Genomic DNA, 22,487 nt, shown 5'->3' on the forward strand with positions numbered 1-22,487 from the left:
GCTAGGAGCCATCTTTGTGGAAACCTTGTGGCCCACCCGGCTGGTCGGGCCCACCGGACCGGTCGAACCCGGCGGGCCGATCAGGCGGATCAGGCAGGTCGGCGGTCGTGATCACCCAGTTGCGCTGGAGCGGCAGCGTGGCCCCTTCGTCCGCCGTGCCACTGCTCAGCGGCAGGGTGACCTCGATACGGGTGCCCGGCCCCGCCGGTCGGTCCAGTACCCGGATCCGGCCCCGGTGCAGGGCGATCTGCTGGGCGACCAGGGTGAGTCCGAGACCGGAGCCGGGGCTGTCCGGGCGGCGCCTGAAGCGTTCGAAGACCTCGGTGCGCAGTGCGGGAGGGATGCCCGGGCCACGGTCGTCGACGACGAGGAGAGCGTCGGCGCCGCTCGCGCGCAAGGTCACGTCCACCTGCGCGGGCAGTCCGTCGGCGTGGCCGTGCACCAGGGCGTTGACGAGGAGGTTGTCCACCACGCTCCGCAGGCCCGGCTCCCAGCCGTGCACGCGCAGGCCCGGCGCACAGTGGCCGGTCATTCGTGCGTGCGGATGGCGACGCCGCTGTTCCGCCATGCCGGCCTCGACGAGGTCGGCCAGGTCCACCGGGCCGAAGGCGTCCGCCTCGACGAGGTCCCCTCGGCCGAGGTCGCGCAGCATGACCAGGAGTCCGAGCAGCCGGGCGTGCTCGCGGCGCAGGTCGTGGAGCACTTCGTCGCGGTCGGGCCCGGCGAGCTGCGGATGCTCGGTGAGGATCTCCAGGTTGGTCTGCATGCTCATCATCGGGGTGCGCAGTTCATGAGAGGCTGCCGAGGCGAAGGAGCGCGCGGTGGCGAGGGCCTCCGCGGTCCTGGCGGCCTGTTCGTCGTAGCGGGCCAGGACGGTACCCAGGGTGTGCGCGAGGTCGTCGACCTCGGCGATCCCCGTCGGGGTGTGGTCCAGGCGGGCGGGGCTGAAGCGCGGGTCCAGGCCGCTCGCCCGGTGCTGCAGGCGGCGCAGCGGTCGGCCGGCCCGGGTGGCGACGGCCCAGGCGAGCAACCCGGACAGCGGTGCGGCCAGCAGGGCGACGGTGACCGCACGCCGGCGGACCAGACGCAGCTGGGTGTCGGCGGCGGTGTCGGACGCGAACAGCCACAGCGTGCCGCGCACTCCGGGGCGCTCCCCGGTCACCCGCGTCGACAGAATCCGCCAGCTCCTGCCGTCGGCCCGGAGGGTGACCGGGACCGGCGCGCTCGCGGGCAGCGAGACGCCCGGGGCCGGCTGCGGGCCTCCGGTGAAGGTCTGGTCGGGGCCGATCAGCCGGACACCGACATCGAGGGCCGAGATGAACAGCCGCCGCTCGCGGGCCTGTTCCACCGCTGCCGACCGGTCGGCGGCGCTCGCCCGGAGCAGCCCGCGGGCGTCCTTGGCGACGGCCGCGGCGCGCTCGCGCAGATGGGTGTCCTGCTGGTGGTGCAGGTCCGTCGCCACCAGTCGCAGCAGCAGCCAGCCGGTGGCCAGGACCAGTACGGGCACGGCGGCCCCGACGGCGAGCGCGATGCGCGTCGACAGCCTCACCGCCGCTGCCCCGCGTCGTCGTCGCGCAGCACGAAACCCACGCCTCGTACGGTGTGGATGATCCGGGAGCGGCCCGACGCCTCCAGTTTGCGGCGCAGATAGCTGACGAAGGTGTCCACCGCGTCGGTGCGCACCTCGAAGTCGTATCCCCAGACGCGGTCGAGGAGTTGGTCGCGGCTGAGCACGAGGCCGGCGTTGCGGGCGAGGACCTGGAGGAGCTCGAACTCGCGCCGGGTCAGCTGCACCGGCCGCTCGTCGAGGCTCACCCGGCGGGCGGTGGGATCCATCACGAGCCCGCCGACCCGTACGGTGTCGGTGTCCCGGGGCGGTCTGCGCCGCAGCAGTGCCCGCAGGCGCAGGACCAGCTCCTGCAGGGCGAACGGCTTGACGAGGTAGTCGTCGCCACCGGCCTGCAGGCCCGCGATCCGGTCGGCGGTCTCGTCGAGTGCGGAGAGCATCAGCACGGGTACGTCGTTGTCCTCGTCGCGCAGCGTCCTGCACACCTCGATGCCGCTGAGGTCCGGCATCGAGATGTCCAGCACGATCACATCCGGCGGTCTCGTGCGGGCCGCCGCCAGGGCGGAGCGGCCCCCGTCGGCCAGGTCGACGGTGAATCCCCCGAGCCTGAGGCCGCGCTCCAGCGAGCGGCGTATCGCCGCGTCGTCGTCCACGACCAGGACCCGGCCCCGCTCCCCGCTCGTCACCACTGTCCCTCCGCACCGTGAACCGGACCGCACCGCCGGGCCCGCCGCCGCCCATGGTGCCTCAGGCGCGGCCCTGCCTCGACGACCCCCCTCGCGGCTCTGGGCACCACTCCGCCGGTCGCAGGATGCCGAGCAGTTGCCGGACCAGTTCCTCGACGACCTCGTCGAGGGTGGCGTCCACCCAGCCGGCGCGCCAGTCGTGGAGGAGGCCGTTGACGCTGCCGATGAAGGCGGTGGCGGCGATCCGGTAGTCGCGGGGCGCCGCCTCGCCGCGGGCCGCGGCCGCGTTCGCCTCGGCGCAGATGAAGTCGACCCAGCGGGCACGGCGGGCGAGCCGCTGTTCCTCCAGGCGAGGGCTGACGCCGATGATTTCGACGAAGGTGATGCGGATGCGGCGCGGGTCGCCCGTCACGTTCGCCGCGTAGGCGCGGAAGATCGCGGTGGCGCGCTCGGCGAGCGGCAGGCCCTGCGCGTCGGCGAGCGCGGCAAGGGCGGACTCCTCGGCCCAGTCGTTGACCTGGAGGTGCAGGGCGGCCAGGACGTCTTCCAGGGTGCTGAACTCCTCGTAGAACTGACGCGTCGACAGGCCAGCGGCCTCACTCAGGGCGGCGACGGTCGTAGACCTGAACCCTGGGCTGTCGCCGAAGAGCTGGAGTGCGGCGGCCAGGAAGCGTGAGCGTCGTTCGGCCTGCCGTTCAGCGGCGGTCCTGCCTCCGTAACGGCCGGTGGGCTGTCTGAGCCTGCCCGCCACGCTTTCCTCCCCTCGTCGGTCGGACGAACCGTTCGCCCCTCCGACGATTTTGTCGTGTACGGCCCCTTGTGGAGAGGGGCACCCCTTCCTTACTTTCCAGTAAGTAACTCTGAAAGCACTCGTGTTCAGAGTTTCCCGCTTGTTTGCCATTCCCCCGCACCCGCACCCCCCGCCTACGACAAGGACCCACCATGTCTGCCCTCAGACCCAGGCACCTCTGTACGCTCGCCGCCGCCCTCGTCCTCACCTTCACCCTCGGCGGTTCGGCGACCGCGGCCTCCGCGCAGGTCTCCGCGACCGATCTGCGCGAGGTGATGTTCGTGGGCAACAACTGGGACGGCACCGCGGACGTCATCAAGTCCACCGGTGACTTCGCGAAGATCGGCCGGATCAACGTCGTCCCGGACAAGGACGCGCGGATGGCGGAGATCAACGCCGACCCGATCAAGTGGATCTACTTCCTCGCCATCCGCAACGGCGTCGGTGAGGGCCACGACCAGCTCGTCGACGACATGTACTCCACGCCGGACGGCAAGTCGGTGGTCGTCTCGCGCCCCAGCTTCGCCGACGTCGTCTCGATCGACCTCGCCACCGACAAGATCAACTGGCGTTTCCCGGTGTCCGGTTACCGCTCCGACCACATGGCCGTCTCCCCCGACGGCACGCGCGTCGCGGTCTCCGCCTCGACCGCGAACACCGTGCACGTGCTCGACATCAACACCGGCAAGCAGCTGGGCTCGTTCGGCACCGGCGACAAGCCGCACGAGAACATCTTCACGCGCGACGGCAAGTACATCTGGAACATGGCGATCGGCGATGTGAACACCGCGCTCGACGACCCGTGGCTGGACTGGACGAAGGGCGACCGGCACATCACGGTCGTCGACGCGACCACCTACAAGCAGGTCAAGGTGATCGACATGCGGCAGCGGCTGGACGCGATCGGCCTCACCGACTTCTCGGACGCGGTCCGGCCCGCCGTCTTCAGCCCGGACGAGTCCAAGCTGTACTTCCAGGTGTCGTTCTTCAACGGCTTCCTGGAGTACGACGTGGCCTCCGACCGGATCACCCGGGTGAAGACCCTGCCGATGAACCCCGCGACCAGTACGGACCGCACCACCTGGGTCAACGACTCGCGCCACCACGGCATTTCGATGAACCCGTCCGGCACCAAGCTGTGCGTCGCAGGAACGATGGACGACTACGCGACCGTCGTCGACCGGGACACTCTCCAGGAAGGCCCGCTCGTCACCGCCTCCAAGCCGTACTGGGCGACCGTCAGCGGTGACGGCAAGGACTGCATCATCTCCGAGAGCGGCGCCGACCAGGTCACCGCCATCGACTTCGCCACGGGGGAGAAGACGGTGTCGGTGCCGGTCGGCGACCACCCCCAGCGTGTTCGCCTCGGCCATGTGGAGGCGAACTGGACCGGCCCCTCGGCTAGTTGACCGCCGTCGCGGCCCATGAGGTCAGTTCGGAGCGGGCCGCGCTCAGCAGATCGGCGGACGGGGCCGTCGCCCCGTTCGTGACCAGCGCGTAGTGCAGGGTCCCCGAGTCCGGTGCGGTGAGCAGCAGTCGGCGACTGCCGGTGCCTCCCGGCTCGGGGGCCACGGCGATCGGGGTGGTCGTGGTGTAGGCGGGCGGGGAGATCGTCGCCCCGAGGTCGGAGACCACCGTCGTGGACGCCGTCGGGAAGGACGCCGGGAGATGGAGTTCCGTGGGAGCGCTGCCGCCGCCCGAGCGCCAGAGGAGCAGCCCGTACTGGCCGTCTCCCACCAGCTGGGAGACGTGCGGCAGGGACGACGGAATGGGGTTCCAGGTCAGGGTGGTGGAACCGTCCCGGGAGCGGTCCTCATAGGTGAAGGCGACGGTGCTGCCCGAGGTCGCGCTCGGGTAGATCCGGTCGAGGAGGCGGGCGTCCTGGCGCAGGACGGCCGTGCCGGAGTCGTCGAGGCGTACGGCGGAGAGGTCCTCGTCGTTCCAGGCGTCGCCGGAGGTGAGAACCTTGTCGGCGTTGCCGTTCATCAGCTCGTGATGGCGGCCGTTGTAGATGTCCCACTGCCACTGGGTGCCGGAGAGGACCGGGCCGGAGGACGCCGGTTTTGTCCACCAGGTCGCGCCCGGCAGGCGGGAGTCGAGGGCCTGGTACATCGCCTTGTCGACGGTCGGGGCCTTGCCGGAGACCGTTCCCGACAGCGGATGGCCGAACTCGCTGACGATCGCCGTCGTCCCGGCGGCCGAGGCGCGGTCGCGGACCGTCCCGAAGTCGGTGGCGTACTGACCGTCCCCGGCATTCCCCCACATGAGGATGCCCGAGATGGCCTTCTGGTCGTAGAAGTGGGTGTTGAAGACATAGCGCGGGCCGAGCGTGCCCGCGTCCAGCAGGCCGCCCTCCTGCTTCTGGGAGTCGATGTTGGAGTTCCAGAAGAGGTTCGCTTCGACGAAGGCGGGCTTGTCCTGCCAGCCGGCCGCGTCCATCCGGGCCCGGAACTTCACATAGAACGGCCAGAGCAGGTCCCGCTCCCAGGTGCGGCTGGTCTGCCCGGAGTCGTAGGTGCCCGCGAACGGCTCGTTGAACGGGTCGAATCCGACCACGCCCGCGAACCGGTCGGCGGTGAGGTGCGCCTTGACGTAGGCCATGGTGGCCTGGGCCGTGGTGAGGAAGGCGTCCTGGAGGCCGTAGGTGTTGTGCCAGAAGTCGTACTGCGCCTGCTTCACGGCCCCGTTCTGGGTGATGTTCTGACCCCAGAAGATGCAGATCCCGCAGGACTCGCTGGGGTAATTCCCGGCGTCCACCGCCCACTTGGGGGCTCCGTCACCGGTGTACCAGCTGCCCGAGTTGAAGAGGTACCGGGAGTAGAGGTCCTGGTGGAAGTCGGGATAGACGCGGATTCCGGCGTCCAGGAAGGCCTGCATCTGGTCGGTGACCGCGGCGAGATAGGTGGTGTCGACCTGGCCGCGTACGGGTTCGGCGTGGGCCCAGGAGAGCAGGAAGCGTACGGAGTTGCCGCCGCCGAGGGCGCGCAGGGCCGTCGCGGACTTCTTGGCGTCGGCGACCGAGGCGAAGGGCAGGCCGCTGTTCTCTTCGAGTTTCGTCTCGCCGGAGACGTTGTAGCCGCGCAGGACGACCTCGCGGCCGAGGCCGTCGGTGAAGCGGCCGCCTGCGACCGTGAGGGTGGCCGCCGCCGGCGCGTCGAACCACAGGGAGTCGGGGGGTCCGTCCGCGGCGGCGGGCTGGACGCCCGCCGCCGAGAGGAAGCCGGTGAGGAGTACGAGGACGCCGAGCAGACGCGCACGCAACTTCGACATGTTCACAACAGTCGCGGCTGCGCAAGAAGGCGTCAATACTTCTGACTCCTGAGTAAGTTTCAGCTTTTTCCGCCCACTTCGGCCTTGCCCTCCCCCTCGCCGGGTCACGTTCGGCAGGTACTCCTTCGGGTCGAGTCTCCGGGCGGAAGCGGTGCAGCGGCTCGTGCACCTGGGTACCCGACGCGTCCCCCGTAGTGCAGCAGGCGGCCGCCCGACAGCAACGGATTAACGCTCAACAAATCCCTGCCGCAGCACTCGCCGCCCTCCCCACTCGGCCCTAGAGTGACGCGCATCACGTAAAATGGCTGATACCCCTCACCTGGCTCTCTGGGAGGGCACATGACCCGCATATCGGTGAAGGTGGACGGCACCACGTACGAGGACGAGGTCGAACCCCGCCTCCTCCTGGTCCACTACCTGCGAGACCGCCTGGGTCTGACCGGCACCCCGATCGGCTGCGACACGTCGAACTGCGGGGCCTGCACGGTCGACCTGGACGGGGAGACCGTCAAGAGCTGCTCGGTCCTCGCCGTCCAGGCGGACGGGAGCGAAGTGACCACCATCCAGGGACTGGCCCACGACGGTGAGTGGCACGCACTCCAGAAGGCGTTCCACGAGCGGCACGCGCTCCAGTGCGGATACTGCACCCCCGGGATGATCATGGCGGCCCGGGATCTGCTCCGTGAGAACCCTGCCCCGGCTCCGCAGGACGTGCGGGAGGCCCTGGAGGGCAACCTCTGCCGGTGCACCGGCTACCAGAACATCGTGCGCGCGGTCCTCTCCGCCTCCGGGCAGGAGGTCTCGCCGTGACGGACCAGATCACCGAACGCGAGGTCGGCCGCTCCCGGCCCCGCAAGGAGGACGCCCGTCTGGTCACCGGCCAGACCAACTGGACCGACAACATCAACGTCAACGGGCTGCTCCACCTGGCCATCCTGCGCAGCCCCATGGCGCACGCCCGGATCGACCGGATCGACGTCGCCCCCGTACGCGAACGCCCCGGTGTGGTCGCCGCGTTCAGCGGCAGCGACCTCGCCGAGGGCCTCGGCTCACTCCCCTGCGCCTGGCCGGTCACCGAGGACATCGTCCTGCCCGACCACCCGCCGGTCGCGGTCGACGAGGTGCGCTACGCGGGCGACCCGGTGGCCGTGGTCGTGGCCCGCGACCGGTACGCCGCCGCGGACGCGCTGGAAGCGATCGAGGTCGACTACACACCGCTGCCCCCGGTGCTCGACCTGGAGGCCGCCCTCGCCGAGGACGCCCCGCTGGTCCACGCCGACAAGGGCACCAACCGCTGCTACGTCTGGCCGCTGGCCACCGGCGAGGACTACAGGGCCGTGCGGGAGCGCGCGGACGTCGTCCTCAGGCGCCGCTACCTCCAGCAACGGCTGATCGCCAACGCGATGGAGCCGCGCGCCGTCGTGGTCACCCCGCTCGCCGCCTCCGGCGAGTACACGCTCTACTCGGCCACCCAGATCCCGCACATCCTGCGGATCATGCTCGCCGTCGTCACCGGGATCCCCGAGCACAAGCTCCGCGTGATCGCCCCCGACGTGGGCGGCGGCTTCGGCTCCAAACTCCAGGTGTACGGCGAGGAGGCCCTCGCCCTCGCCGTCGCCCGGCGGCTCGGGCGGCCCGTGAAGTGGACCGAGTCCCGGTCCGAGGGCTATCTCGCGACCCACCACGGCCGCGGCATGATCCAGGACATCGAGATCGCCGCCACGAGCGAGGGCAGGCTGCTCGGCCTCAAGGTCGACCTCCTCGCCGACATGGGCGCCTATCTGATGCTCGTCACCCCGGGCACCCCGATCCTGGGCGCGTTCATGTACCCGGGGATCTACAAGATGGACGCGTACGAATTCACCTGCACCGGTGTGTTCACGACCAGGACGCCGACCGACGCCTATCGCGGCGCCGGGCGCCCCGAGGCCACCTACGCCATCGAACGGATCATGGATGAGCTGGCCGTCGAACTCGGCCTGGATCCCATCGAGTTGAGGCGCCGCAACTGGATCCGGCACGAGGAGTTCCCCTACACGTCCGTTGCCGGTCTGACGTACGACAGCGGCAACTACGAGGCCGCCACGGACAAGGCGCTCGCACTCTTCGGGTACGACAAACTCCGTGCCGAGCAGGCGGACCGCAATCAGCGCGGCGACTCGGTACGCCTCGGCATCGGCGTGTCCACGTACACCGAGATGTGCGGGCTCGCGCCCAGCCGGGTGCTGCGGGATCTGCGGTATGCGGCCGGGGGCTGGGAGGCGGCGAGCATCCGGATGCTGCCCACCGGCAAGGTCGAGGTGGTCACCGGCACCAGCCCGCACGGGCAGGGGCATGTGACCTGCTGGAGCCAGATCGCCGCCGATGTGCTGGGGGTGCCCTTCGAAGACGTCGAGGTCCTGCACGGCGACACCAGGACGGCACCACAGGGCATGGACACCTACGGCTCGCGCTCGCTCGCCGTGGGCGGCGCGGCGGTGCACCACGCCGCACAGAAGGTGGTGGAGAAGGCGCGCAAGGTGGCCGCGCATCTGCTCGAAGCGAGCGAGCACGACCTGGAGTTCAGGCAGGGCGTGTTCTCCGTGAAGGGCTCACCCGAGGCACGCAGGACCATCCAGGAGATCGCCTTCGAGACGTTCTCCTCGCACGACCTGCCCGACGGCATGGAGCCCACCATCAACGCCGAGCACCTCCTCGACCCGGACAACTTCTCCTACCCGCACGGCACCCACCTGTGCGCGGTCGAGGTCGACACCGAGACCGGCCGGACCACCATCCGCTCGTACGTCTGCGTCGACGACGTGGGCCGGGTCATCAACCCGATGATCGTCGAGGGGCAGGTGCACGGCGGGGTCGCGCAGGGTATCGCGCAGGCGCTGTACGAGGAGGCCGTGTACGACGACGAGGGCAACCTCGTCTCCGGCACCATGGCCGACTACCTCGTGCCCTCGGCGGCCGACCTGCCCGAGTTCGTGACGGACCGGACCGAGACGCCCGCGACCTCGAATCCGCTGGGTACCAAGGGGGTCGGCGAGTCGGGGGCCATCGCCTCCACGCCCGCCGTCGTCAACGCGATCGTGGACGCGCTGCGCCCGCTCGGGGTGACCGAGGTGGCGATGCCCTGCACGCCGCAGCGGGTCTGGGAAGCCCTGCGGTCCGCCCACTCGGCGAAGGAGGCGTCGGCATGATTCCCCCCGCATTCGACTACGCGCGGCCCGCGAGCGTCGACGAAGCCGTCCGTACGCTCGCGGAGGCGGGCGAGGACGCGAAGGTGCTGGCCGGCGGGCAGAGCCTGCTGCCGCTGCTCCGGCTGCGGCTCGCCTTCCCCGAACTGCTCGTCGACGTCGGCCGGATCCCGGAACTGCGCGGCATCCGCGAGGACCGGGGCACACTGGTCATCGGCGCGATGACCTCGCACCACGACGTCATCCGCGACCCGCTGGTGCGCCGGCACGCCGGGCTGCTGGCGGCGGCCACCGCCACGGTCGCCGATCCCGCCGTACGCCATCGCGGCACCCTCGGCGGTTCGCTCGCGCACGCCGATCCCGCCGGTGACCTGCCCGCCGTGATCCTCGCGCTCGACGCGACCCTGATCGCGGTGGGGCCGGACGGGCGGCGCGCGATACCGGCCCGCGCGTTCTTCCTCGACTATCTGCAGACCGCGCTGCGACCGGACGAGCTGCTGGTGCAGGTGGAGATCCCGTCGACCGAGGGCTGGGGTTTCCACTACGAGAAGTTCCAGCGCGTCGCGCAGGCCTGGGCGGTGGTCGGCGTGGCCGCACTCGTACGGCGGGACGACGGGCACCTCACCGAGTCCCGGATCGGACTGACCAACATGGGCTCCACACCGCTGCGGGCCACGGCGGCCGAGGAGGCGCTCACCGGCGCGGACGCCGAGCCGGACGCGGTGGCCCGGGCCGCCGAGGCGGCGGCGGAGGGCACACACCCGTCGTCCGATCCGTCGGCCTCGCCCGAGTACCGCGCGCACCTCGCCCGGGTGCTCACGCGGCGCGCCGTGCTGGCCGCCCTGGAGTAGCGCGCATGCACGAGGTGAGCGGTCCGCAGGAGGTGCGGGCCCGCCTGGAGAAAACGGGGTACCTCGCCGACGACGGGCTGGCCGTGGCCTGCTTCCTGGCGCTGCGGCTGCACCGGCCGCTGTTCTGCGAGGGCGACGCGGGCGTGGGCAAGACCGCGCTCGCGTCCGCCCTCTCCGAGGCGATGGGCGCCCCGCTGATCCGGCTCCAGTGCTACGAGGGCATCGACGCCTCGCAGGCCCTGTACGACTGGGACTTCCCACGCCAGCTGCTGCACCTGCGGGCGGCCGAGGCCGCGGGTGTGACGGATGCCGACCGGCTCGAAGGGGAGCTGTACGACCGGCGGTTCCTCGTCACACGCCCACTGCTGCGGGCGCTGGAGACCCAGCCGTCGGTGCTGCTGGTCGACGAGATCGACCGCGCGGACGACGAGTTCGAGGCGTTCCTGCTGGAACTGCTGTCCGAGTACACCATCACCATCCCCGAACTGGGCACCCTGCGGGCGGAGTTGCCACCCGTCGTGGTGCTCACCTCGAACCGGACGCGCGAAGTGCACGACGCGCTGAAGCGGCGGTGCCTCTACCACTGGTTCGACCACCCCGGGTTCGCCCGTGAACTCGCCATCGTACGAAGGAGGTTGCCGCGGATCACGGCGCGGCTGGCCGAACAGGTGACCGCGCTCGCGCAGGCCCTGCGCGCCGAGGACCTGCTCAAGCCGCCCGGAGTGGCGGAGACCATCGACTGGGCGGAGGCCCTGGACGCGCTGGGGGCGACCGAGGTGGACGCGGAGCTGGCGGTGGCGACGCTGGGGTCGGTGCTGAAGTACCGGGAGGACGCCGAGCGGGCGCGCGGGCTCGATCTGTCGGCGATCCTCACGGCGCGAGGGACGTGAACCGCATGAACGGCGAGAACGGCGAGAACATGGTGGGACAGGGCGTCGACGCGTCCGCCGTGGTCGTCGGGTTCGTCCGGGCGCTGCGCGCCGCGGGTGTCGACGCCGGGCCCGACCGGGTGCAGGCCTTCCTCGGCGCGCTCGACGTGCTCGACCCCCGCGTGCGCTCGGACGTCTGCTGGGCGGGCCGCCTCACCCTGTGCGGGAGCCAGGACGACCTGGAGCGCTACGAGCGGGTCTTCGCCGCGTACTTCGGCGGGCGGCCCGACGGCCCCCCGGCCCGGCCCGCGCCCGCGCCCCGGACTCGGACACGGACGGTCGTACGCGGCGGCGGTCCCGTTCCCCGCCCGGCGACGCGGACCGAGGACGCCATGCCGGTGGCCGTCCTGGCCGACTCCACCGACGTACTGCGGCACCGGGACTTCGCCGAGCTGACCCCCGCCGAGCGGGAGCAACTGCGGCGGCTGCTGGCCGCGTTCACGCTGCGCGGCGAGGCGCGGCGCAGCGCGCGACGGCACCCGGCCCGGCGGGGCGGTGTCGATCCGCGGCGTACGGTACGGGAGTTGCTGCGCGGCGGTGGGGAGCCGGCGCGGCTGCGGCACCGTGCGCGCACGGACCGGCCCCGCCGGGTGGTGCTGCTGGTGGATGTGAGCGGCTCGATGGGGCCCTACGCGGACGCGCTGCTGCGGTTCGCGCACGCGGCCCTGCACGGCTCCCGCACCGGAGGGGCCGCCCGGGGCGCCCGCACGGAGGTCTTCACGATCGGGACCCGGCTGACCCGGGTGACCCGTGAGCTGGCGCACCGCGATCCCGACACGGCCATGGCCGCGCTCGCGGCGGCGGTTCCGGACTGGCGCGGCGGCACCCGGCTGGGTGAGATGCTGCGCGGCTTCCTCGACCGCTGGGGGCGGCGGGGCATGGCGCGCGGCGCGGTCGTCGTCCTGCTGTCGGACGGCTGGGAGCGCGGCGATCCCGCCCTGCTCGCGGACCAGATGCGCCGCCTGCACCGGCTCGCGCACCGGGTGATCTGGGCGAATCCGCGCAAGGCCCGACCCGGCTACGCGCCCCTGGCCGCCGGGATGGCGGCGGCGCTGCCGAGCGTGGACGCGTTCGTCGAGGGGCACAGCCCGGCCGCGCTGGAGCGGCTGGCCGCGGTGGTGAGAGGAGCGGACCCTTGAGTGAGACGCACCCTGCGGTGAGCGGAGCGAGCGATGCGTGAGATCCTCCCGGCGCTGAACCGGTGGTATGCGGTGGGTGCCCCCTTCGGGCTGGCCACCGTCGTCGCGGTCAGCCGCAGCGCGCCCCGCGACCCGGGAGCGGCCATGGCGGTCGGGCCCGGCGACGAGGTCGTGGGCAGTGTGTCCGGCGGCTGTGTCGAGGGGGCGGTCTTCGAGCTGGCCCAGGAGGTGGTGGCGTCCGGCGAGGCATGCCTGGAGACCTTCGGGTACAGCGACGAGGACGCGTTCGCCGTCGGCCTCACCTGCGGCGGCGAGATCTCCCTGCTCATCCGGCGCGTGACACCCGACGAGGACCCCTCCTTCGGTACCGTCGCCGAGTCGGTGGCCACCGGCCGCCCGGTGACCGTGGCGACGGTGATCGACGGACCGGCGCCGCGCGGCGCCACCCTCGCGGTGTGGCCGGACGAGGTCGCCGGTTCGCTGGGCACCACCGGTCTGGACGTGGCGGTCACCGCCGACGCCCGCGGCGAACTGGCCCAGGGCGCCACCATCCGGCGGCACTACGGGCCGCACGGCGAGCGCCGCGAGGACGCCGTCACCGTCTTCCTCCACTCCTTCGCACCACCGCCGCGCATGCTGGTCTTCGGCGCGATCGACTACGCGGCCGCGGCCGCCCGCATCGGGGACTTCCTCGGCTACCGGGTCACCGTGTGCGACGCCCGCCCCGTCTTCGCCACGCCCAGGCGGTTCCCGGCGGGCGTGGAGGTCGTCGTCGACTGGCCGCACCGCTATCTGCGCGGTACGACGACCGACGCGCGCACGGTGATCTGCGTCCTCACCCACGACCCGAAGTTCGACGTGCCCCTGCTGGAGGAGGCGCTGCGCCGCCCGGCCGCGTACATCGGGGCGATGGGCAGCCGTCGTACCCATGACGACCGCAGGAAGCGGCTGATCGACGCCGGTCTGTCGGAGCGCGAGCTGTCCCGGCTGCGCTCCCCGGTCGGGCTCGACCTCGGCGCCCGTACGCCCGAGGAGGTGGCCGTGTCCGTCGCCGCGGAGATCGTCGCGCTGCGGTGGGGCGGCAGCGGGGCGCCGCTGACGGCGACGGGCGGGGCGATCCATCCCGGGCGCCTCGAACCGACAGGAGGAGAGCACCATGGAACTGCACCATGAGTTCACCGTCCCCGTTCCCGTCGAGGACGCCTGGCGGGTGCTCCTCGACATCGAACGGGTCGCCCCCTGCATGCCCGGCGCGACGGTGGACGACTACGACGGCAAGACCGTGACCGGTTCGGTGAAGGTGAAGGTGGGCCCGATCACGGTGACCTACCGGGGCACCGCCGTCTTCGAGGAACAGGACGAGTCGGCGCACCGGATGGTGCTCATCGCGAGCGGCAGGGAGACCCGCGGGCAGGGCACCGCACGGGCCACCGTCACGGCCACGCTCGGCGAACACGACGGCGGCACGGTGGTGTCGGTGCGGACCGATCTGACCGTGACGGGGCGTCCGGCGCAGTTCGGGCGCGGGGTCATGGCGGAGGTGGGCGACAAGCTGGTCGGGCAGTTCGCGGACTGTCTGTCGCAGCGCCTCAACGAGCCTACGGCATCGGCGCGTTCGGCACCGTTCCAAGCCGAAGGCACCGAACCGCTCGAACGGGCCGAACCGACGGAGCCGGTCGAGCCGGTCGAGCCAATCGACCTGCTGCGGACGGCCGGACTTCCGGTCGCCAAGCGGGTGGCGGTCGCGGTGGCGGCCGCCGTACTGGCGCTGGTCTTCGTGCGCATACGACGGCACCGGCGCGGCTGAGTCCGTCAGCCGGCCTCGACGCGGTGCAGGGTCACTTCGGTCAGCCGTCCGTGGGTCACGGTCGCGGTCATGTACGTGTGGTGCGGCTGGCGGCGGCGGTCGGTCGGGGAGCCCGGGTTGAGCAGGCGCAGGCCGGTGTCGGTCGTGGTGTCCCAGGGGATGTGGCTGTGCCCGAAGACCAGGACGTCGAGGTCGGGGTAGCGCTCGGCGCAGCGACGCTCGCGGCCCTGGGCGGCGCCGGTCTCGTGGACGACGCCGAGGCGCAGGCCGTCCAGGTCCACGCGGGCGACCTCGGGGAGGCGGGCGCGCAGGGCGGGGCCGTCGTTGTTGCCGTAGACCCCGACGAGCCTGCGCGCCCGCTCCTCCAGCAGATCGAGGGTGGCGGTGTCCACCCAGTCGCCCGCGTGGACGACGACGTCGGCGAGCGGGAGTTCGGTCATCAGCTGCGAGGGCAGTTCCCTGGCCCGCTTGGGCAGGTGGGTGTCGGACATCAGAAGCAGACGCACCGTACCCACCCTAGGAGCGCGGCCCCCGCCCCTCGGATCGGAACACCGGTCGCAGGACCCCTATCCGTCCGCGTCCAGCAGGATTTCGCTCCACACCTGCTTGCCGCCGCTGACCGGCACGGTGCCCCAGGCCGCCGACACGGCCTCGACCAGGAGGATGCCGCGGCCACCGGTGGCCTCCCAGCCGATGCTGGTGGGCTTGACGGGTGTACGGGCCGAGGAGTCGGCGACGGAGATCCGCAGCCGGTGGTTGATGAGGGTGAGGTCCATTCTGACCTGGCCGCCGGTATGCACGAGGGCGTTGGTGACGAGTTCGGAGACGACGAGGAGTGCGGTGTCCATGCCGTCGTCGCCCACGCCCCAGGAACGCAGGGTGCGCCGGGCGAAGCGGCGCGCGTGCCGGACCGCTTCCGGGACACGCCAGACGGTCCAGGTCTCCCGCAGCGGGCGCGTCGTCAGGCCGTCGTAGCGCATCAGGAGGAGGGCGACGTCGTCGCTGCGGTTGGCGCCCGTGAGCAGTCCGTCGGCCACTATGCCGAGGTGGGCGGGGTCGGACGCGGCCAGCTCCCCGGCGAGCCGGTTCAGGCCGTCCTCGATGTCGACCTCGGCGGACTCGACCAGCCCGTCCGTGGTCAGGGCCAGGATCGTGCCGAGCTGGAGCCGCAGCGGGCTCATCGGGAAGTCGGCCTGCAGGACGACGCCGAGCGGCGGCCCGCCCTCGGACTCGGCGACCTCCGTACCGCCGTCCGGGTGGCGCAGCACGGGCGGGAGGTGTCCGGCGCGGACGTACCAGGCGGAGCCCTCCTCCATGTCCACGTCGACGTAGCAGCAGGTGACGAAGAGGTCGGTCTCCAGGTCCATGAGGAGACGGTTGGCGTGCGAGACGACGACGTCCGGGGGGTGTCCCTCTACGGCGTACGCGCGCAGGGCCGTGCGCATCTGGCCCATGAGGGTGGCCGCTTGGGCGTTGTGGCCCTGCACATCGCCGATGACGAGGGCGACGTGGTTGTCGGGCAGCGGGATCACGTCGTACCAGTCGCCGCCGACCTCCAGTCCCGCCGTGGTGGGCAGATAGCGGGCCACGGCGACCGCTCCGGGGAGCCGCGGCAGGCGGCGCGGGAGCAGGGAGCGCTGGAGCATGCCGACCAGCTCGTGTTCGGCGTCGAAGGCGCGGGCGCGGGTCAGGGCCTGGCCGGCGAGGCCCGCGGACGCGGTCAGCAGAGCACGCTCGTCGGTACCGAATTCGTGCGGCGTGTCCCAGCCGATCAGACAGACGCCGGCCATGATGCCGCCGACGGGCAGCGGCAGGACGGCGAGGCCGCCGGGGCCCACGTCGGCGAGCGCGCGTTCCAGGGGTGCCCCGGCGGGCCAGACGGCCGGGCGTCCCTCGCTGAGGGCCGCCTCCAGCGTCGGCATGGCGCGTACGGGCGCGTCGGGCCACTCCGAGCGCCACTCGGAGCGCCACAGCTCGGGCCAGGCGGCCGGTTCGGGCGGGTCGAGGAGGGTGACGACGAGGCGGTCGCCCTCGATCTCGGCGAGGGCGATCCGGTCGGCCTGGAGGGGCCGCCGCAGCGCGGCCACCACGGCCTGGCCGACGTCACGGACGGTGCCCGCGGTGGCGAGGGCCGCGGCGAGCCGCTGGACGCGGGCGACATCGCTGACGCCGGGGCGCAGCTTCGAGGCGTCGGCGACGGTGCCCACGAGTCGCGCCGGGCGGCCCTCTCCGCCCGGCAGGAGACGGCCGCGCAGCCGCAGCCACTTCGGCTCCCCGGCGGGCTGCAGGATGCGGAACTCCAGCTCGCGGTCGCCGATGGACATGTGATCCGCCTCCACCACGGACATCAGCGCGGGCAGGTCCTCCGGGAGGGTCATCGACAGCAGGGTCTCGACCTTGCCGTCGAACTCGGCCGGGCTCAGGCCGAACAGCTCCAGCATCTCGTCGTCCACCTCGACGTGCCCGGTGTCCATGGCGAGGTCGAACGCGCTGGTGGGCCGGGCGGCGGGCGCGGCCGCCGAGCCGGGCGCCGGGCAGGCGGCGGCCTCGACGATCAGGCCCAGGCACTGCCGGTCCTCGGTGTCGAAGCCGCCCGGGCGCTCGGCGGCCGCGACCAGGCAGCCGCCGTCCGGCAGCGGCAGCACGGCCAGCCAGAAGTCCTGGGACGGCAGCCGGCGGGCGTCGGCGCAGCGGGCGATCTCCGCCGGGCCGAGCCACAGCGGGCTGTCCGAGCGGTGTACGTCCGCGGCGGGGGAGCCCCCGGTGAGGAGATAGCTGTCGCGCAGCCCGTAGAGCGTCCTGGGCACGCCGGCCGACTCGGCCAGGTACAGTTCGTGGCCGCTCTCGGCGGGCGAGTACACGGCGGCGAAGGTCGCGCCGGCGAAGACGAGGGCCTGTTCGAGGATGCGGCGCAGCCGTTCGGCCGGGTTCAGGTCCGGGGTGGGCGTCTTCAGGGCAAGTTCGGCACGCAGCGTTCTCCTTCCGCGTTCCGCAGCGCCCTCACTGACCACGTCCGTAATTACAGCCCTTCCGCGCCGCTCGCGCAGCCCCTGTGACCGTTCCGGGGCCGTCCGGCCTGCGGCGGAGCCGGAGGCCGCAGCGTGTGCCGCGGGTGGCGCTCGCCGTGCGGGATGGGCCGTCAAGAGGGAGTCTTGATCCCTGGGGGTCCCGTCGGGCGGTCCTGCGAGGAGGTGGTCGGCGTGCCCGACTGGCAGGGGTCCGAGCAGGCACCGGCGGGTCGTCGGCCGGCGCCGGTCGGACAGCCACTGCTGTCGATGACGCTGGCCTCGATGCTGGACGACGTCCACGCCCACTCCGGGGCGGTGTATCTGCTGACGCCCGGCGAATCCGTGCTGGAGATGGCGGCGATGGCGGGCATGCCCAGGGCGTTCGCGGCGCCGTGGGAGCGGGTGGGGCTCAACACGCCCATCCCGGTCACGGCGGCGGTGCGCGAGCGCCGGCTGATCTGGGTCGGCGGCGAGGAGGAGATGGCCCGCCGCTTCCCGCGGATCGCCCTGGTACTGCCGTACCCCTTCGCGCTGGCCGCCCTCCCGGTGGCGACCGCACAGCGGACGTACGGCGCCGTCTTCGTGGTCTGGCCCGGCTCGCACCCCCCGGACCTCTCCGACCGGGAACGCGACCACCTGACCTCGGCCTGCGACCGGCTCGCGCTGCGCCTGGAGCGGGCGGCGGCGGAGCACCGTCCGCTGCACCCCGATCCCGGTCTGCTCGCCCCGGCCGCCACGGCGGTCCCCGGCACGCTCGGCGCGGTGGAGGCGGCACGGATGGTGGCGCGGCTGCCGTACGGGCTGTGCGCGCTGGATCTGAACGGGCGGGTCAGCTTCGCCAACGCGGCGACGGCGGAGCTGCTCGGTGTCCCGGTCAGCGGGCTGCTGGGCACCCAGCTGTGGGCGACGGTGCCCTGGCTCAACGATCCCGTCTACGAGGACCGCTACCGGGCCGCCCTGATCAGCCAGCACGCGACGTCGTTCGTGGCGGTGCGACCACCCGGCGACTGGCTGTCGTTCCGGCTCTATCCCAGTACGAACGGCCTGAGCGTGCGGATCTCCCGGGCCCGGGCGGTGGCCGAGATGGGGCGCGCCGGACCGCGGCACGGCGACGACGACATCACCCCGCGCCTGGTGACCATCTCGCAGGTGCTCAGTCTGGCCGGGGCGCTCACGCAGGCGGTGGGCGTGCAGGACGTGGTGCAGCTGGTGGCGGACGAGATCGCGCCCGCCGTCGGCAGCAAGGCCCTGGTGATCCTCGGCTCGCAGGCCGGGCGCCTGCACGTGCTCGGTCACCGGGGATACCCGGACGCGCACATCTTGGAGCGCTGGGACGGGGTGCCGCTCAGCGCGCAGACCCCAGGCACGAGTGCCCTGAACACCGGGGTGCCGGCCTTCTTCGACTCCCGTCAGCAGATGGAGCGCCTGTATCCGTCCCGCGACACGGCACCCGACGGAATGGCGGCGTGGGCGTATCTGCCGCTGATCTCTTCCGGGCGTCCAGTGGGCACCTGCGTCCTCGCCTACGCGGAACCGCACGCTTTCCCGGCGGACGAGCGTGCCGTGCTGACCAGTCTGAGCGGTCTGATCGCGCAGGCCCTGCAGCGGGCTCTGCTCTACGACGCCAAGTTGCAGCTGGCGCACGGTCTGCAGGCCGCGCTGCTGCCGCATTCGTTGCCGTCGCTGCCCTCGATCGAGGCGGTCGCGCGCTATCTCCCGGCCACCCAGGGCATGGAGATCGGCGGGGACTTCTACGACCTGGTGCCCTCGCACGGTCTGGCCGCGGCGGTGATCGGTGACGTCCAGGGCCACAATGTGACCGCGGCCGGCCTGATGGGGCAGATCCGCACGGCCGTACGGGCGTACACGACCGTCGGTCAGCCGCCGGGGGAGGTCATGCGCAGCACCAACCGGATGCTGATCGACCTGGGCTCCGAGCTGTTCGTGAGCTGTCTCTATCTGCTCCTCGACCCGGCGCGCGAGCTGGCGGTCATGGCGCGCGCGGGTCATCCGCCCCCGCTGCTGCGGCGGCCGGACGGGCGGGTACGGGTGCTTGACCTGGCCGGCGGGCCGCTGCTCGGGATCGATGCCGCCGCCACGTATGCGACGGCCGAGGTCCCGCTCGTCCCCGGTTCCGTCCTCGCCCTGTACACCGACGGCCTGATCGAATCGCCGGGTGTGGACATCGAGGACGCGCTGGCCGTCCTCGGGCGGCAGTTCGCCGAGGCCGGCGATCTGCCGCTGAACGCGCTGGCCGACAGCCTCGTCGAGCAGAGCGGGGCGGCGTCGCAGGAGCGGCTCGACGATGTCGCGCTGCTCCTGCTGCGGGTGCTGCCGCACGACTGAGGTGCGGCAGCGGAAAACGGTGAGGTCCGGCCCTCCCGCCGGAGGGCCGGACCCTTCCACTGCCGACCGGGACCGTTGTGCCACGGCCGGGTCAGTGGCTCTTCGTCACCGGCGTCACGGGGTGCTGGTCACCAGGCCGGAGCCGGCGTCCATACCGGTGCTGTTCTGGGCGCTGCCGGTCCCGGACTGGTTGCCGGCGGCCGGGTCGGTGGCCGCAGGGTCCGTGGCCGCGGGGTCGGTCGCGGCCGGGTCGGTCGCCGCAGGGGCGGTCGCCGCCGGATCGGTGGCCGCGGCGCTCGCGGCCGGATCGGTGGCCGCGGCGCTCGCGGCCGGGTCGGTGGCCGCGGCGCTCGCGGCGCCGGCGCCCGCGGCGCCACCCGCGCCGAGCGTCGCGCCGGTCGCCTGGAGCGCGGTCGTCACCGGCTGGAAGAAGGTCTCACCGCCGACGGTGCAGTCACCGCTGCCGCCGGAGGTCATGCCGATCGCGCTGCCGTCCTGGGTGAACAGGGAGCCGCCGCTGTCGCCCGCCTCGGCGCAGACGTTCGTCTGTATGAGACCGGTGACGGTGTCGACACCGCCGGGAACGGTTTCACTCTGGAAGTTGACCGTGGCGTCGAGACCGGTGACCGAGCCGTCGTGCAGACCGGTGGTGCTGCCCATCCGGAGAACCTGCTGACCGACCGTGGCGTCCGCCGCCTGGGTGATCTGGACGGTCTTCCCGTTCCCCTCGTTGACCTCGCTCGCCGTCTGGGTGTTGGGGTCGTCGTACTTGACGAGCGAGAAGTCACCGGCGCCGGGGAAGTTGGCCTGGTCGACGGTCGCGATCGGCTGGCCGTTCTGCGAGTCCGACCACTGCTTGGCCGCGACACCGCAGTGCCCGGCGGTCAGGAAGGCGGGGCTGCCGTCACTCGCGGTGACGTTGAAGCCGAGGGAACAGCGCACGCCGCCCGCGGCCGTCTGGGCGAAGATGGCGTCACCGCCCGACACGAGCGTCTTGAAGGTGCCGGCGGACTTCTTGACCGTGGCCACGCCGGAGCCGAGCGAGTCGACGGTCGAGGTCAGCTTGGCCCACTTCGCACCCGTGACGGTGCTGTCGGCGCTGACCTGGACCTGGTTCGTCTTGGGGTCGATGGACCAGGCGGTGCCGGGGATGGTCGCGTCGGCCTTCAGTGTCTTGGCAGCCGTCTTGAGCTTGGACAGGCTGTTGTTGACGCTGCGGGGAACAGCGCCGGCCTTCTCGACCGTGTTGACGACATTGCTGTTGTTGCCGACGATATTGATGACGACCTGCTGCTTCGCGGCGTCCCAGTACGCGCCGCCGAAGGCCTCACCGAGCTGGGAGGCGACGAGCGAGGCCAGGTTCGAGGCGTCCGCGGACTTCAGCGTCTTGGGAGCGGCGTCCTTCGCGTCGGTCTGTGAGGCGTTGGCGTGGGGCAGCAGCAGGGCCGCCGCTCCGAGCGCCGCGACGCCTCCGACAGCGATGGCGGCCTTGCGCTTGGGAATCCTTTTGTGACTCAACTCTTTGACCTCCTGGGGACGGGGTCGAGGCCACCGTCCGGCGGCTGACTAGGGGGCGCCTGGATGCCTGTTGATACGCGTGAGCCGCGCGGGCTGTTCAACTGTGTTGAAGAAAGTCAGGAGTTGCCTCGGCCAAAGGCAGGGAATACGAGGCAATCGGGCCTTTACGCCGCGTGACCGGGGAAGAATGCCTCGTATGACGTTGAACCTCGCGGAAGCCGACAAGATCCTCTCCGTGAACTTCGCTCCCTGGGTGCTCGATCTGGGCCTGTCGGTGGCGGAGTTGAGCGAGGGCCGGGCGGTGCTGCGGCTGCCCTGGTCGGCGCGGCTGGCCCGGGAGGGCGGCTCCCTGTCGGGTCAGGCACTGATGGCCGCCGCCGACACGGCGACCGTGATCGCGGTCTCGGCGGCGCGCGGCGCGTTCGTCCCCATGACGACGGTCCAGCAGTCCACCACCTTCCAGCGCGCGGTCATGGACGCGGACGTGCTGGTGGAGGCGGTCCTCACCAAGCTCGGCCGCCGGATGGCCTTCGCCGACATCACGATGACCGCCGAGGGATCAGAGGAGATCGCGGCGCGCGCGAACACCGTGTACGCGCTACTGGGCTGAACGACACGGACAGCCACCGGACAGTAACGGTCCGTCTCCGAACAGGAACGGAATCCTGGCTTCAGGGAATCTGCACATCGAATACGCAGGCGCGTCACGGTGAACAGGGGATCTGCACAGTCGCGCGCCCCCCTCCGCGCCATTGCGGGGGGACTGTCCCTTTCGCTCGCGGGGCGGCAAGGGCGGGGACGGAACAATGCCGTGCAGCATGTGAAGAAGTCGCCTTCGAGACGTGCGCACGTCTGCACGGTTGGGCGCCCCCGGTGCTCAAGTTCGCAGGTGAGAGCCCCGGTTGATTGGAAGCGTGCGCCGCGAGCGTGCTTTGATCCGTTGCACCGCGGAGGTCGCGGCAAGGCCCCGGGAACGGGAGCCCCACGGCTCCCGGAAACGGGTGCCGCACCCCCGCGGTGGCGGCCGTCATCTGTCCCCAGAGGGGGGCCGCTCTCCCCCTTATGAAATATCCATACGAAGGGAAGTTCCATCATGAACTCCACCCCCCGTGTTGAGACCGCCGAGATCTCGGACGCCGACCTCGACAACGTCTCCGGCGGTCTGTCGCTGAACGCCGTGGGCACCGTCACCGGCCTGGTCGACGGCATCGCCCCGGTCTCGGGCCTGGTGGGCACGGTCGTCGGCACCGTCGAGGGTGTGACCGGTCTGAACACCGCCCCGGTCACCGGCCTGGTCGCCGGTCTCTGATCGCATTCAGTGCCGTTGAGTCCCGGAACCACTCCCCGGTTCCGGGACTTCTCGGATGCCGTAAACCTCTCGAACAGGTGAG

General features: G+C 71.9%; 18 protein-coding genes. 11 read left to right on the plus strand and 7 right to left on the minus strand.

Going from position 1 to position 22,487, the window contains the following annotated elements:
* Position 1 precedes the first annotated feature (1 nt).
* The 3 genes from OG747_RS02590 to OG747_RS02600 all read right to left on the minus strand — a co-directional run bounded on the left by OG747_RS02590 (position 2) and on the right by OG747_RS02600 (position 3,004).
* Positions 2-1,549 (minus strand): sensor histidine kinase, encoded by a 1,548-nt coding sequence (locus OG747_RS02590; RefSeq protein ID WP_405877361.1) that lies wholly within the window; start codon positions 1,547-1,549, stop codon positions 2-4.
* The gene (locus tag OG747_RS02595; RefSeq protein ID WP_405877363.1) at positions 1,546-2,253 is read right to left on the minus strand and encodes a response regulator transcription factor; all 708 of its coding nucleotides are present in this window, start codon (positions 2,251-2,253) and stop codon (positions 1,546-1,548) included. The genes OG747_RS02590 and OG747_RS02595 overlap by 4 nt, the downstream gene beginning before the upstream one ends.
* Positions 2,254-2,314: 61 nt before the next feature.
* Complete coding sequence (locus OG747_RS02600) at positions 2,315-3,004, minus strand: TetR/AcrR family transcriptional regulator (protein ID WP_405877365.1); 690 nt, start codon at positions 3,002-3,004, stop codon at positions 2,315-2,317.
* A 191-nt stretch (positions 3,005-3,195) separates the two neighbouring features.
* Here OG747_RS02600 and OG747_RS02605 point away from each other — a divergent pair, with 191 nt between their 5' ends.
* Positions 3,196-4,452: a YncE family protein gene (locus OG747_RS02605; RefSeq protein WP_405877367.1), complete on the plus strand. Its 1,257-nt coding sequence runs from the start codon at positions 3,196-3,198 to the stop codon at positions 4,450-4,452.
* On the opposite strand, the gene OG747_RS02610 is transcribed toward OG747_RS02605, so the two are convergent.
* Positions 4,445-6,313, minus strand: coding sequence for a cellulase family glycosylhydrolase (locus OG747_RS02610; RefSeq protein WP_405877369.1), 1,869 nt, complete (start codon positions 6,311-6,313; stop codon positions 4,445-4,447). The genes OG747_RS02605 and OG747_RS02610 overlap by 8 nt on opposite strands.
* Positions 6,314-6,652: 339 nt before the next feature.
* Between OG747_RS02610 and OG747_RS02615 the strand changes: the two genes are divergently transcribed.
* From OG747_RS02615 to OG747_RS02645, 7 genes are read left to right on the plus strand one after another with little or no spacing between them, the layout of a single operon-like run.
* Positions 6,653-7,123 (plus strand): (2Fe-2S)-binding protein, encoded by a 471-nt coding sequence (locus OG747_RS02615; RefSeq protein ID WP_405877371.1) that lies wholly within the window; start codon positions 6,653-6,655, stop codon positions 7,121-7,123.
* Positions 7,120-9,501, plus strand: coding sequence for a xanthine dehydrogenase family protein molybdopterin-binding subunit (locus OG747_RS02620; protein WP_405877373.1), 2,382 nt, complete (start codon positions 7,120-7,122; stop codon positions 9,499-9,501). The genes OG747_RS02615 and OG747_RS02620 overlap by 4 nt, the downstream gene beginning before the upstream one ends.
* Entirely contained in the window at positions 9,498-10,349 is an 852-nt protein-coding gene (locus OG747_RS02625) for an FAD binding domain-containing protein (RefSeq protein WP_405877375.1), read from the plus strand. Before OG747_RS02620 ends, OG747_RS02625 begins: the two co-directional genes overlap by 4 nt.
* Before the next feature lie 5 nt (positions 10,350-10,354).
* The gene (locus OG747_RS02630) at positions 10,355-11,239 is read left to right on the plus strand and encodes an AAA family ATPase (protein ID WP_405877377.1); all 885 of its coding nucleotides are present in this window, start codon (positions 10,355-10,357) and stop codon (positions 11,237-11,239) included.
* 5 nt (positions 11,240-11,244) lie between these two features.
* Complete coding sequence (locus OG747_RS02635) at positions 11,245-12,417, plus strand: vWA domain-containing protein (protein ID WP_405877379.1); 1,173 nt, start codon at positions 11,245-11,247, stop codon at positions 12,415-12,417.
* A 33-nt stretch (positions 12,418-12,450) separates the two neighbouring features.
* Positions 12,451-13,590: an XdhC family protein gene (locus OG747_RS02640; protein WP_405877381.1), complete on the plus strand. Its 1,140-nt coding sequence runs from the start codon at positions 12,451-12,453 to the stop codon at positions 13,588-13,590.
* Positions 13,574-14,224, plus strand: coding sequence for an SRPBCC family protein (locus tag OG747_RS02645; protein WP_405877383.1), 651 nt, complete (start codon positions 13,574-13,576; stop codon positions 14,222-14,224). The genes OG747_RS02640 and OG747_RS02645 overlap by 17 nt, the downstream gene beginning before the upstream one ends.
* Before the next feature lie 5 nt (positions 14,225-14,229).
* On the opposite strand, the gene OG747_RS02650 is transcribed toward OG747_RS02645, so the two are convergent.
* Positions 14,230-14,730, minus strand: a complete 501-nt coding sequence (locus tag OG747_RS02650) for a metallophosphoesterase family protein (protein WP_405877385.1) — start codon at positions 14,728-14,730, stop codon at positions 14,230-14,232.
* Positions 14,731-14,790: 60 nt separating this feature from the next.
* The gene (locus OG747_RS02655; RefSeq protein ID WP_405885426.1) at positions 14,791-17,244 is read right to left on the minus strand and encodes a SpoIIE family protein phosphatase; all 2,454 of its coding nucleotides are present in this window, start codon (positions 17,242-17,244) and stop codon (positions 14,791-14,793) included.
* A 171-nt stretch (positions 17,245-17,415) separates the two neighbouring features.
* Here OG747_RS02655 and OG747_RS02660 point away from each other — a divergent pair, with 171 nt between their 5' ends.
* Positions 17,416-19,578, plus strand: a complete 2,163-nt coding sequence (locus OG747_RS02660) for a SpoIIE family protein phosphatase (RefSeq protein WP_405885427.1) — start codon at positions 17,416-17,418, stop codon at positions 19,576-19,578.
* A gap of 114 nt (positions 19,579-19,692) precedes the next feature.
* On the opposite strand, the gene OG747_RS02665 is transcribed toward OG747_RS02660, so the two are convergent.
* The gene (locus OG747_RS02665) at positions 19,693-21,096 is read right to left on the minus strand and encodes a S1 family peptidase (protein ID WP_405877387.1); all 1,404 of its coding nucleotides are present in this window, start codon (positions 21,094-21,096) and stop codon (positions 19,693-19,695) included.
* 196 nt (positions 21,097-21,292) lie between these two features.
* On the opposite strand from OG747_RS02665, the gene OG747_RS02670 reads away from it, so the two are divergent.
* Both OG747_RS02670 and OG747_RS02675 read left to right on the plus strand, forming a co-directional pair.
* On the plus strand, positions 21,293-21,706 hold the full coding sequence (locus OG747_RS02670; RefSeq protein ID WP_405877389.1) for a PaaI family thioesterase: 414 nt from the start codon (positions 21,293-21,295) through the stop codon (positions 21,704-21,706).
* Positions 21,707-22,189: 483 nt separating this feature from the next.
* A complete protein-coding gene (locus OG747_RS02675; protein ID WP_405877391.1) occupies positions 22,190-22,405 on the plus strand; it encodes a type A2 lantipeptide in 216 nt (71 codons plus the stop codon).
* Positions 22,406-22,487 lie beyond the last annotated feature (82 nt).

The sequence above is a fragment of the Streptomyces sp. NBC_01384 genome (assembly GCF_045040035.1).
GTDB lineage: Bacteria > Actinomycetota > Actinomycetes > Streptomycetales > Streptomycetaceae > Streptomyces.

Excerpts from the sequence above, each read along its gene's own strand:
- OG747_RS02635 (WP_405877379.1), top strand. The coding sequence starts at position 11,245 with ATGAACGGCGAGAACGGCGAGAACATGGTGGGACAGGGCGTCGACGCG.
- OG747_RS02625 (WP_405877375.1), top strand. The coding sequence starts at position 9,498 with ATGATTCCCCCCGCATTCGACTACGCGCGGCCCGCGAGCGTCGACGAA.
- OG747_RS02630 (WP_405877377.1), top strand. The coding sequence starts at position 10,355 with ATGCACGAGGTGAGCGGTCCGCAGGAGGTGCGGGCCCGCCTGGAGAAA.
- OG747_RS02645 (WP_405877383.1), top strand. The coding sequence starts at position 13,574 with ATGGAACTGCACCATGAGTTCACCGTCCCCGTTCCCGTCGAGGACGCC.
- OG747_RS02675 (WP_405877391.1), top strand. The coding sequence starts at position 22,190 with ATGAACTCCACCCCCCGTGTTGAGACCGCCGAGATCTCGGACGCCGAC.
- OG747_RS02610 (WP_405877369.1), bottom strand. The coding sequence starts at position 6,313 with ATGTCGAAGTTGCGTGCGCGTCTGCTCGGCGTCCTCGTACTCCTCACC.
- OG747_RS02640 (WP_405877381.1), top strand. The coding sequence starts at position 12,451 with ATGCGTGAGATCCTCCCGGCGCTGAACCGGTGGTATGCGGTGGGTGCC.
- OG747_RS02605 (WP_405877367.1), top strand. The coding sequence starts at position 3,196 with ATGTCTGCCCTCAGACCCAGGCACCTCTGTACGCTCGCCGCCGCCCTC.
- OG747_RS02615 (WP_405877371.1), top strand. The coding sequence starts at position 6,653 with ATGACCCGCATATCGGTGAAGGTGGACGGCACCACGTACGAGGACGAG.
- OG747_RS02670 (WP_405877389.1), top strand. The coding sequence starts at position 21,293 with ATGACGTTGAACCTCGCGGAAGCCGACAAGATCCTCTCCGTGAACTTC.